This is a genomic window from Vibrio sp. V23_P3S9T160, assembly GCF_963886625.1.
Classification (GTDB): domain Bacteria; phylum Pseudomonadota; class Gammaproteobacteria; order Enterobacterales; family Vibrionaceae; genus Vibrio; species Vibrio anguillarum.
On record NZ_CAWPDB010000129.1, the window covers coordinates 18,072 to 29,602 of the forward strand.

At 46.2% G+C, this 11,531-nt stretch carries 12 protein-coding genes; 4 read left to right on the plus strand and 8 right to left on the minus strand.

Features of this window, described 5'->3' with window-relative positions:
• Positions 1-6: 6 nt before the first annotated feature.
• The 6 genes from coaE to nadC form a co-directional block, all read right to left on the minus strand.
• Positions 7-615, minus strand: coding sequence for a dephospho-CoA kinase (coaE, locus tag AACU59_RS10670; RefSeq protein WP_094144526.1), 609 nt, complete (start codon positions 613-615; stop codon positions 7-9).
• Complete coding sequence (locus AACU59_RS10675; RefSeq protein ID WP_094144525.1) at positions 606-1,487, minus strand: prepilin peptidase; 882 nt, start codon at positions 1,485-1,487, stop codon at positions 606-608. The genes coaE and AACU59_RS10675 overlap by 10 nt, the downstream gene beginning before the upstream one ends.
• A 38-nt stretch (positions 1,488-1,525) precedes the next feature.
• Complete coding sequence (locus AACU59_RS10680) at positions 1,526-2,752, minus strand: type II secretion system F family protein (RefSeq protein WP_047688859.1); 1,227 nt, start codon at positions 2,750-2,752, stop codon at positions 1,526-1,528.
• Between the two features lie 42 nt (positions 2,753-2,794).
• Complete coding sequence (gene pilB / locus AACU59_RS10685; RefSeq protein ID WP_094144524.1) at positions 2,795-4,483, minus strand: type IV-A pilus assembly ATPase PilB; 1,689 nt, start codon at positions 4,481-4,483, stop codon at positions 2,795-2,797.
• A 4-nt stretch (positions 4,484-4,487) separates the two neighbouring features.
• Positions 4,488-4,943, minus strand: a complete 456-nt coding sequence (locus AACU59_RS10690; RefSeq protein ID WP_202598858.1) for a pilin — start codon at positions 4,941-4,943, stop codon at positions 4,488-4,490.
• Positions 4,944-5,202: 259 nt separating this feature from the next.
• Positions 5,203-6,090 (minus strand): carboxylating nicotinate-nucleotide diphosphorylase, encoded by an 888-nt coding sequence (gene nadC, locus AACU59_RS10695; protein ID WP_017043701.1) that lies wholly within the window; start codon positions 6,088-6,090, stop codon positions 5,203-5,205.
• Between the two features lie 124 nt (positions 6,091-6,214).
• Here nadC and ampD point away from each other — a divergent pair, with 124 nt between their 5' ends.
• The gene (gene ampD / locus AACU59_RS10700; protein ID WP_234826552.1) at positions 6,215-6,766 is read left to right on the plus strand and encodes a 1,6-anhydro-N-acetylmuramyl-L-alanine amidase AmpD; all 552 of its coding nucleotides are present in this window, start codon (positions 6,215-6,217) and stop codon (positions 6,764-6,766) included.
• A gap of 21 nt (positions 6,767-6,787) precedes the next feature.
• Here the strand turns inward: ampD and fldB are convergent, their stop codons facing one another.
• Complete coding sequence (fldB, locus tag AACU59_RS10705; RefSeq protein ID WP_094145252.1) at positions 6,788-7,306, minus strand: flavodoxin FldB; 519 nt, start codon at positions 7,304-7,306, stop codon at positions 6,788-6,790.
• A 152-nt stretch (positions 7,307-7,458) separates the two neighbouring features.
• On the opposite strand from fldB, the gene xerD reads away from it, so the two are divergent.
• The 3 genes from xerD to recJ are packed head-to-tail and all read left to right on the plus strand — an operon-like array spanning position 7,459 to position 10,935.
• Entirely contained in the window at positions 7,459-8,367 is a 909-nt protein-coding gene (gene xerD, locus AACU59_RS10710; RefSeq protein ID WP_013857679.1) for a site-specific tyrosine recombinase XerD, read from the plus strand.
• Between the two features lie 13 nt (positions 8,368-8,380).
• Entirely contained in the window at positions 8,381-9,154 is a 774-nt protein-coding gene (locus tag AACU59_RS10715) for a thioredoxin fold domain-containing protein (protein WP_094145251.1), read from the plus strand.
• A gap of 41 nt (positions 9,155-9,195) precedes the next feature.
• Positions 9,196-10,935, plus strand: coding sequence for a single-stranded-DNA-specific exonuclease RecJ (gene recJ, locus AACU59_RS10720; protein WP_094145250.1), 1,740 nt, complete (start codon positions 9,196-9,198; stop codon positions 10,933-10,935).
• A gap of 221 nt (positions 10,936-11,156) precedes the next feature.
• On the opposite strand, the gene AACU59_RS10725 is transcribed toward recJ, so the two are convergent.
• On the minus strand, positions 11,157-11,531 hold a 375-nt coding region (locus tag AACU59_RS10725), incomplete at its 5' end, for an IS4 family transposase (RefSeq protein ID WP_272925435.1).

Genomic DNA, 11,531 nt, shown 5'->3' on the forward strand with positions numbered 1-11,531 from the left:
TTATTCTTACAGACTTAGGCTGCATATGGCTAGATACTTTTTGTGTAATTCTGTGATTTGAGGCAAAAGTTTTTGGTTTTCTGCGCTATTTTTAATCACATCGTCAGCGTATTGCAATCTTTGCTCACGGCTCGCTTGAGCGGCTAAGATCGAACGGACTTGTTGCTCTGATACCTTGTCTCTTGCCATAGTGCGAGCGATTTGGGTTTTTAGATCAACATCAACCACTAAGATGCGATCGACTAAGGTTTGTAGGTTATTTTCTATCAATAATGGCACAACCAATAAAGCATAAGGCGAGGTGGTTTTTGCTAAATCAGCAATCATTTTTGCACGGATCATGGGGTGAAGAAGCTGATTAAGCCAAGCCTTTTCTTGCTCATCAGCAAAGATCTTTTCTCTTAACGCGGTGCGATCCAATTGTCCATCGGGCTTTAATATGGTGAGGCCAAAGTGCGCGCAAATCGCCGTTAATCCTTCACTACCTGGTTCGACGACTTCTCGAGCGATGATGTCAGCATCCACGACATCTATCGAGAAATTCTGCTGAAATAAATGAGCAACGGTGCTTTTTCCGCTGGCAATCCCGCCTGTTAAACCCACCACTAACCCCATGACGATAACCCCATAATTGAACCTAAATACCAACTCATAATATCGTTACCCCACAACAAGGTTAGCCAGCCAGCAATGGCGAGATAGGGGCCAAAAGGAAAGGCTTTGTCGATCCCTTTTTTTTGCAAGCGCAATTGAATTAGGCCAAAGACAATGCCAACCACAGATGACATGAGAATGATGATGGGCAGATATTGCCAGCCCAACCAAGCGCCGAGAGCAGACAGCAGTTTGAAATCGCCATAACCCATTCCTTCTTTGCCTGTGACGAGTTTAAACAGCCAATAGACCGACCATAAGCTCAGATAGCCAGCAATGGCGCCGATCACCGCATCTTGCAAACTGACTGGGCTAATATGCATCAATGATAAGCTGAGGCCCGCCCACAGTAGTGGCAGTGTCAGCTTGTCGGGTAACAGCATGGTATCGAAATCGATAAACGTCGCCGCGATGAGCACAAAAGTGAAAAACAATAGCGCTAGTGAAAAATAACTAAAACCGAAGTGGCTAGCCACGACAAAGCTCATACTGGCGGTGAGCAGTTCAATCAAAGGATAGCGTGCACTGATCGGGCCTTGGCAGCGGGAACATTTCCCTTTTAAAAAGAGCCAACTGAGTAGCGGAATATTGTCAATAATACGGATTGGCGTATCACAGTGTGGGCAGCTAGAACGGGGGACACTGAGCGTGAGTTGCCCTTCCGGTGGCGCAATGTGATATTCGGGAAAGCAGTCAGCGCACTCTTGTCGCCATTCTCGCTCCATGATTTTGGGTAGACGATAAATGACCACATTGAGAAAACTCCCCACGATTAAGCCAAACAACGCTGCAAAAAGTGGAAAGAGCCAAGGGTAATAAATAAAAACTTCCATGCACAGACTCGATAAGTAAAAGATTAGCAGTGCTAATACTATCCTAATACACTCATTAAGTTAAAGATGGGCAAGTACATTGCCACCACTAAACCGCCGACCACCGTACCCAAAAAGACAATGATCAATGGTTCGAGAATTTTGCCTAAGTTATCGACGGTATTATCAACTTCAAATTCGTAAATGGTGGCGACTTTATTGAGCATGTCATCCAATCGGCCTGATTCTTCACCAATCATCACCATTTGCAGCACCATTTCAGGAAAGGCTTCGGTATTACGCATCGCAATATACATTGGCATACCGGCTGCTGTATCACGATAGACCTCATTAATCGCCGTCTCAAAATGGACATTGCCAGCGGTTTTGGCGGTGGTTTTTAAGCTGGCTAAAATCGGAATGCCTGCACTAAAACTGGTGGCGAGTGTGCGACTGAATTTAGCAATAGAGGCTTTGCCTATCACCCCGCCAAGAATGGGAAACTTTAATCCTAATCGGCTGGTTTTTAAGCGTATTAAAAAAGATTTTTGGCGTACTGCTTTCACGGCAATTGTGGTGAGGATTATGATGATGAGTACCCACAAACTGTAACTTTGCACCCAATGAGAGAGTTTCAATACTTGCTGTGTAAACCAAGGTAATTCGGCTCCGAATCCTTTGAACATGCTTTCAAACTCAGGGATCACCATAGTAAGCATTAAGTAAGAAACACCTAACGCGACCAACACCACCATGGTTGGGTAGATGAGCGCTTTAATGACTTTAGCGCGCAGTTGTTCACTTTTTTCTCGATAAGTCGCTAGCCGCTCAAACACTTCAGCCAAGTTACCTGACTGTTCACCTGTGTGAATGAGATCAACATACAAGGTATCGAAATGGGTGCTGGCGGTACGCATCGCTTTGGAAATTGGCGTTCCGGCTTCAACCCCTTTGGTGACTTGCGACAAAATGGATTTCATTTCGGCTTTGCGATGGTTATCTCCGACCAGTTTTAAGGCTTGCACGATGGGCACGCCCGTGGTCAGCATGGTCGCCAATTGGCGTGTCAGAATGGTGATGTCTCTGGCCTTCACGCGATGAGTCAAGCGGGTGATAAAAGAGACGCCCCCTTTTTTGATTTTTTTGATCTGAATGTGCTGCTCTTTAAGTTTGTCACGCACTTCCAGTTCGGTTAAAGCGAGAGTTTGGCCAGATACTTTTTTGCCCGAACTATTGATGCCTTTCCAACGATAATTTTTGAGTTCTGATTTGATTTTTGTGTTCATACAATAGAGTCACTCAATGGCTAGCTAAGAGGGATCAAAGCGTTAGAAATAGAGCACGCGTTGCAGCTCTTTGAAGCTGGTTACGCCGTTTTTGAGCTTTTCAATGCCTGATTCTTGTAGTGTCTGCATTCCGTTGGCTTTCGCGATCTGTTCTATTTGATGAATGCTTGCTTTTTGCATAATCGCTTCGGCCAGCTGTGGGTTAAACGCCATCACTTCATAAATGCCGACTCGACCTGAATAGCCCCCTGTGCATTCGTTGCAACCATGCGGGTTCGCTTCATAAATAGTTTCCGTCGCTAGCAGCTGAAAATGTTGCTGCAACTGCATTGAGGGCACGACGGCAATTTTGCAGTGCCGACAAAGGCGACGAGCCAAACGTTGGGCAATAATTAAACTGAGTGAAGAGGCTAAGTTAAACGCTTCAATTCCCATATTACTTAAGCGAATCACCGTTTCGGCGGCGGAGTTAGTATGCAAGGTAGAAAGAACTAAATGCCCGGTTTGTGCTGCTTTCACGGCGATTTCGGCAGTTTCTAAATCGCGGATTTCGCCAACCATCACAATGTCGGGATCTTGCCGTAAGAAGGAGCGTAATGCTTGCGCAAAGCCAAAGCCAATTTTTGGCTGCACTTGAACTTGGTTAATACCGGATAAGTTAATTTCAACCGGATCTTCAGCGGTAGAAATGTTCACTTCAGCAGTATTTAAAATGCGTAGCCCCGTATAGAGCGAGACGGTTTTTCCGCTGCCCGTCGGGCCCGTCATTAAAATCATCCCTTGTGGTTTTTTCAGCGCAGCTAAGTAGAGTTGTTTTTGCTGGTCGTTATAACCCAATTTGTCGATATCTAAGTTAGCAGCACTGCTATCAAGTAGGCGCAGTACGATTTTTTCACCCCATAAAGTAGGGAGGCTGGAAACGCGCATATCGATGGCGGTCTCTTGATTCAACCGCAGTTTAATTCGTCCATCTTGTGGTAAGCGCCGTTCGGCAATATCGAGTTTGGATAAAATTTTAAGCCGCGCGGCAAGCCGGCGACTTAAGTTGCTTGAGGGACGCTGCGTTTCCACCAAAATACCATCACAGCGCAATCGTACTCGGTAAAGCGCTTCGTACGGTTCGAAATGGATATCGGATGCGCCTTTTCGCACCGCATCAAGCAGGATTTGGTTAATAAAACGGCTGACTGGTGCGTCATCTTGGCTGAGGTCTTCAATCGATTGAATCTCATCATCAGACAGCTTAACTAAGTTCGCCAGTTCATCTTGGCTGATCTCTTTCCCTGAAGAAGAGGATCCTTGAATTGTTCGGCCATACAAGCGCCGGATGGCTGCTTGCAGCGCTTTGTAGTCGGCTAAAACCAGTTCGACTTGTAAGCCTGTCGCGAAGCGAAAATCATCTTCCACTTGTAAATGGGTCGGGTCGGAAACCGCGATAGTCAGGGTTTGGCCATTATGGGCAATCGGCAGTGCTTGGTAACGGGTGATGAGATCACGCAAACCAAGCTGTTGGCAGAGCTGTGGGTAGTCGTAGCGGGTTAAGTCGGTGTCCGGTAAGCCAAAAAGGGTACTTAACTGCTCAGTCAGATCATGAGGATGGAAAAAATCCAATGCGAGCAAAGCTTCTGGCACACTCGCACCAGACGCTTTGATATGTTCAATAACTGCGTGTTCTTGCGTCGGGCTCAATATCTGAGCCTGACGCAGAATCGCAGGGAGGTTGGTTAGCATTTTATCAAGGAATCGCTCTTAAGCATCCTTTAAGATCTTTTTCCAATAATGTTTTGGGAATATCATGCGTGCACTTCCAGCCTGAATTTGTACGTGTGTATGTTATTTTTTTATCTTTTATAGATGCATCAGCATTACTGACAGTAAAAACTAAGGTTCCATTTGTAGGTGTGGTGGCATCCTTAGTGAATGCTAGGGTCCCCATTGCGCTCATATCTGCAGCTGCACCAACTTCGCTCGCTTCTGTTGTTGCAGGGAAATTGCCTTTTTCTTGTATATATAAATCAATATTTGTAAGTAATGTTCTAGGAATACTGACGGCTGTATTAGACTCTGTTTTGATCAAATAGCTCTTATATGCAGGGATTGCAATCGCGCTAAGTACACCAATAATTCCCACCACAATCATCAATTCAATTAAGGTAAAACCACTTTGTTTCGTTTTCTTATTTGTGTTCATTATTTGATTTGCTCCGTTTGAACGCATAAGGATGGGCAGAGCATAAGAAGCTTGTGGGTTGGTGGGAATGAGATAAAGAGCAGTGCGCGAGCGATTTGGATTTTTTACCTGTTTAGTTGCATATATCAATCACTGAAATACGACTGACTTAAAAATGCCGTCTTGCTTTTGATACGCAAGCAATAAAAAAAGGAAGCTCGTCCGGCTTCCTTAACTATTTGAAATTTTTTATCTTTATTCCAATAATTGATGTAATTAATTACTGAAATCGCATTGAGAGATCGAGTGCTTTAATGTGCTTAGTCAGCGCGCCGACTGAGATGTAATCGACACCGGTTCGCGCGTAATCGCCAATGGTTTCTAATGTGACGTTACCAGAATTTTCTAAAGCCGCGCGGCCTGCGTTAATTGCTACCGCTTCGCGCATCATCTCAATACTAAAATTATCCAGCATAATGATGTCAGCACCCGCTTGAATCGCCTCTTCTAACTCTTGCAGGCTTTCGGTTTCGACTTCGACGGGTTTACCGGGGTTGAGCTGTTTAGCGGTGCTGATGGCTTGGGTAATACCGCCACAAGCAATGATATGGTTTTCTTTAATTAAATAAGCATCAAACACGCCAATACGATGGTTAAAGCCGCCGCCACACGCGACAGCATATTTCAGTGCGCTGCGCAGGCCAGGGATAGTTTTGCGTGTATCAAGTAGTCGGCATTCGGTGCCTTCTAGCTGTTTGGCATACTGAGCAGTAATGCTGGCGCAACCTGACAAGGTTTGAATGAAGTTCATCGCATTGCGTTCACCAGTCAGCAGCGCGCGAGCTGGGCCCTCAAGGGTGCACAAAATTTGGTTTGGTTTAACTTGATCGCCATCTTGGACATGCCAGTCAATTTTCACTTCACCACCAAGTTGTTTGAAGACTTCCTCTGCCCATGCTTGGCCACAAAATACGCCATGTTCACGGGTGATGAGAGTCGCAGTATTGCGCGCATCCGCTGGAATAAGGTTTGCGGTGATATCAGCAGTCGCATCCAAGCTGCCACCGAGATCTTCTCTGAGTGCATCGCTAACGGCACGAGTAATTTCCAATGGGAGTTGCTGTTTCAGATAATCGAGGCGTTGTTGGCTGTTATGTGTATTTTTCATCGCAAATCTAATATGGTGTTGAACAGAGTGAGAATGATACGCTGAGTTTTACTCAAATTCAGCCACTAATCTCGCATTTCCTCTGGCTAAGGTTCATTTTTTTTTGAGTGTAAGGGGTCAAGTGATGATCGATAAAAAGGGTTGGTATCAAAGCGCACGTCGAGTGCCATCGCCGTTTTATGATCAGCGAAGTGATGCGCAAGATATTTCATTGCTGGTGGTACATAATATCAGCTTGCCTCCGGGCCAGTTCGGCGGCCCATATATTGAGCAGTTTTTCACTGGTACGCTTGACCCGAATCAACACCCTTTTTTTCAAACCATCCACCAGATGCGCGTCTCGGCTCACTGCCTCATTCGGCGAGAGGGAGAAGTAGTGCAATTTGTGCCATTTAATGCCAGAGCTTGGCATGCGGGCCAGTCAAGCTTCGCTGGACGTGCAAAATGCAATGATTATTCGATTGGGATTGAATTGGAAGGGAGCGATGAGACGGCTTATACACCTGCGCAATATCAAGCCTTAGCGACTTTGACGTGTGCATTGCAGCGGCGTTATCCGCTCATCACCAATCAACGCATTACCGGGCATCAATACATTGCACCACTACGCAAAACTGACCCCGGTTTGGTGTTTGATTGGCGTTGCTATCGAGCCTTATTGGCAGCAAATGACTAACAACAAATAGCGAACAACGAATTAAATCGAATCGTGATATTCCACTAAAATTTGTTCAACCCAGCATTGAATGCGTTCGTCGCTTTGCTCGTATTGCGAATCTTCATCGAGTGCGAGACCAACAAAGTGGCGGCCATCTTTCGTTAGGGCTTTTGACGCTTCAAAATGGTAGCCTTGGTTGGGCCAGTAGCCAATCAATTGAGCGCCAATTTGTTTTAGCTCATCATGCAGCATCCCCATCGCATCGAGGTACCATTCGCCATAACCTTCTTGATCGCCTAAGCCGAACAATGCGACGTACTTGCCTTTTAGCGACACGCCACCGATTTGATCCCATATTGCGCTCCAATCTTCTTGGATTTCGCCAAAGTCCCAAGTTGAGATGCCCAGTATTAAAAGATCATAGTTGCTCATCAAAGAGAGTGGCGTTTCTTTCACATTGTGAATCTCCACCAAATCCTCACCGATGAGCGCACGGATCTTCTCTGCTGCCATTTCGGTATAACAAGTTGTTGAGCCGTAAAAAAGACCGATCTTCATAATTTTGTGTTCGTTTTAAATCAAGAATAGTGAATTCTAACCATAAAATGACGCGCTTTGCAGCGATTATCCTGCCGATGATGTTTTTTTATGGTATTAAACCAGTGGCTCACATAACCTGAGCAACTCGATTTTCACCACAGAGGTTTGATGTGTCTGAATATATTTCTCCTGATCAAGGGGTTGTGGAACAGTTTTTAGATGCGATGTGGATGGAGCGTGGTTTAGCTGAAAACACGCTCTCATCGTATCGCAATGATCTGACGAAATTGTTGCAATGGATGCAGCACAATAATTATCGCCTCGATTTTATTAGTGTCACTGGTTTGCAGCAGTACCAAGCGTGGCTCGCTGATCAAGATTATAAGCAAACCTCGCGGGCGCGCATGTTGTCGGCGATTCGTCGTTTATTTCAATATCTGCACCGTGAGAAACTCCGCGGCGATGATCCGAGTGCGCTCTTAATTAGCCCTAAATTGCCACAGCGTCTGCCTAAAGATTTATCCGAGCAGCAAGTGGAAGATCTATTGAATGCTCCCGATACCAATAATCCTCTAGAATTACGTGACAGAGCGATGTTGGAACTCTTGTATGCAACAGGGCTACGGGTGACCGAATTGGTTTCACTGACCATGGAAAATATTAGTTTACGTCAAGGCGTAGTAAGAGTGATTGGTAAAGGTGGCAAAGAGCGTCTTGTACCGATGGGCGAAAATGCCGTTGATTGGATTGAAACTTTTCTTGAACAAGGGCGGTCTACTCTGCTGGGCGAACAAACGTCGGATGTGGTTTTCCCTAGCCGACGAGCAAGGCAGATGACTCGTCAAACCTTTTGGCACCGAATTAAACACTACGCAGTGATCGCACAAATCGATGTGGAAAAACTCTCTCCACACGTATTAAGGCATGCTTTTGCCACGCATCTACTCAATTACGGTGCCGATTTGCGTGTAGTGCAAATGCTGCTCGGTCATAGTGACTTATCGACCACGCAAATTTATACTCATGTTGCGACTGAGCGACTTAAACAATTACATAGCGAGCACCATCCAAGGGCTTGAAAAGGTGAATTTAATGAGCGTATTACGCCAACTGACTCTTCTTACATTGCCACTTTTTGCTGTGGCGTGTAACGCCGAAACCACAGAGCAAGTGACGTCAGCGGCTGTGCAAGCGGCTGCGCTTGATAAAACGGTTTTTGAACAACGTTTTTCTAAACTCGGATTGGAAGTGCTGAGTGTTCAAGCCTCTGATATTCCGGGAGTGATTGAAGTGCAAACTTCCGGTGGCGTGCTGTTTTCTGCGCCTGACGCGAGCCATTTTATCGCCGGAACCTTGTATGAATTAGATAAGAATGGTGGTTATGTCGATGTGTTAGCCAAACGCCAAGCGCCGGTTAATGCGGCGAAGATCGCGCAGTTTGAATCGAGTATGATCGAATACAAAGCCGCCAACGAAAAATACGTGGTGACTGTTTTTACTGATATTACCTGTGGTTATTGCACTCGTTTGCATAGTCAAATGAAAGGGTATAACGACCTAGGGATCACCGTGCGCTACATGGCTTACCCGCGTCAAGGCGTTACGGGGCAAGTAGCTGATCAGATGGCCGCTATCTGGAATGCAGATGATAAAATGGCAGCGATGAATGAGGCAAAAACCAATCATAAGTTGCCAGAAGCAGGACAGAATATTCAACAGGCTAAGCAGTTGATTAACAAGCACTATCAGCTCGGGCGTGAGTTAGGCATCAACGGCACGCCTGCGATTTTCCTACCGAATGGCGAAATGGTTGGCGGTTATTTACCACCAGAGCAATTGTTGCAACGCCTTCAGCAGATTCAATAACTTTAGGAGTCGGGCTTGAGTGTTCTTGAGCCCGCTGATTTATGATTGAAATAAAACAAAGACCAGCCCCCGATCTTTCGCAACTCCCTGACACGATTCCTACACTGCTTAAACGTATCTATATCAACCGTGGTATCACGAACCTTGAACAACTCGACAAGGCTGCGAAAGCACTGCATTCCTACCAACAATTAGGTGGTATAGAGCAAGCGGTACAACTACTTTTTTACGCCATTGAGCAGCAGCAGCGCATCATAGTCGTCGGGGATTTTGATGCTGATGGCGCAACCAGTTGCGCCTTATCTGTTTTGGCGTTGCGAATGTTGGGATCGAACAATGTGGACTATCTCGTGCCTAACCGTTTTGAAGATGGCTATGGCTTAAGCCCTGAAGTGGTCGATCAAGCGATTGAGCTTGGCGCGCAGATGATCATGACGGTCGATAATGGCGTCTCCTCTATCGACGGGGTGCGTTATGCCAAGCAGCAAGGGCTGACTGTCTTGGTGACCGATCACCATTTACCGGGACACGAGTTGCCAGAGGTTGATGCTATGGTGAATCCCAATTTGGCTAACTGCCCGTTTCCCTCGAAGGCATTAGCCGGCGTAGGGGTGGCTTTCTATTTGATGATGGCGCTGTGCGTGCATATGCGAAAAAACGGCTGGTTTACTCGACAAGGTATGAGTGAACCCAAGTTGATGGAGCTGATTGACTTAGTCGCACTGGGTACTGTCGCTGATGTTGTGCCGCTCGATGAAAACAACCGCATTTTAGTGCATCAAGGTTTGCAACGCATTCGCGCCGGGCATGCAAGGCCGGGTATTCAAGCTTTGATTGAGGTTGCTAAACGTGACGCGAGGCGTTTAGTTGCCTCGGATTTTGGCTTTGCGTTAGGGCCACGCATCAATGCGGCAGGGCGCTTGGATGATATGTCATTTGGCGTTGAGCTGCTAATGTGCAATGACATTCACGCTGCGCGTAGAATGGCCAGTGAGCTGGATAGCCTTAACCAAACTCGTAAAGAGATTGAAGAGGGGATGAAGCAAGAAGCGCTGGCTTTTTGTGAGCGCTTACAACTGAGTGAAAATAGCGAATTGCCGCACGGTTTAGTGCTGTTTCAACGCGATTGGCACCAAGGTGTGATTGGTATTTTAGCCTCACGTATTAAAGATAAATATCATCGCCCTGTGATTGCGTTTGCCGATGGTGGCGATGGCAGTATCAAAGGGTCATGCCGCTCTGTTGCTGGGTTACACATGCGCGATGTGCTGGATCGCATTGATACACAAAACCCCGGTTTAATCGTCAAATTTGGTGGTCACGCGATGGCGGCAGGTTTAACTATTGCCGAAAAAGAGTTTGAACGTTTTGCTGAGCTGTTTGATCAAGCCGTACGCCGTGAGTTAGATGAGACCGCGCTAAAGGGCGTGATTTTATCCGACGGAGAGTTAACACCTGAAGAGTTCTCGATGCACACCGCTGAAACCTTGCGTTCCGGTGGCCCGTGGGGGCAGGCGTTTCCTGAACCTCTTTTTGATGGTGAGTTTAAACTACTGCACCAAAAGCTGGTGGGGGAAAAGCATTTGAAGCTGATGCTTGAACCGCTGTTCAAAGGCCACCCAACCAACATTATGATCGATGGTATTGCTTTTAATGTCGATTTAAGACGCTGGCCAGATGCGTCGGTGAAAACGGTGCGTCTTGCATATAAGCTTGATATTAATGAGTTTCGCGGCAATCAGTCACTGCAATTGATGATTGATCACCTCGAAGCGAAGTAACGGCTTGATATTTCTTTTCTTTCGATGCGTGACATAACCTTCCCTCCCCTTTAAGAGGAGGGGTAGGGTGTATCTTTTGATTGATGTTGTGTTTTTCCGAATTACACCCCCTCCCAGCCTCCCCCTAGAAGGGGGAGGAGCCAAAGAATGTTTCCTCTTAAAAGATTGCGGTTAAGTGATCTTCCCTCCCCTTCAAGGGGAGGGTTAGGGCTGTCTCTTGATCACAAGTCTGGTGAATCAAGAGACTTAGCCAGTTCATACCCTTCAAGGATGGTTTGTAACCTAAACCATCCTTGCCATAATGTCTTTATAGAAGCACGACCCGTTCGCTTTGTATTCTTCCAACCCCCTAATCGAGCAATACCTCTGTAAGCCCATGATATGTCCGGAGCTTCCTTCGGTAGCCCTTTTCTTTCTAGCTTTAGCCACATTAGCTTCCATGCTTTGCCTTTTAATATCGGCTCACAACTGCTCTTAGATAACTCATCTGATTCATTCATAAATCTCAACTGGAGCAACCGAGTCGCGATAAAAGCCAGAATAACGCTGAGCCTTTCTAAGTTATCTTTGCTTTGCATTCTCAATTGCTCGACTTG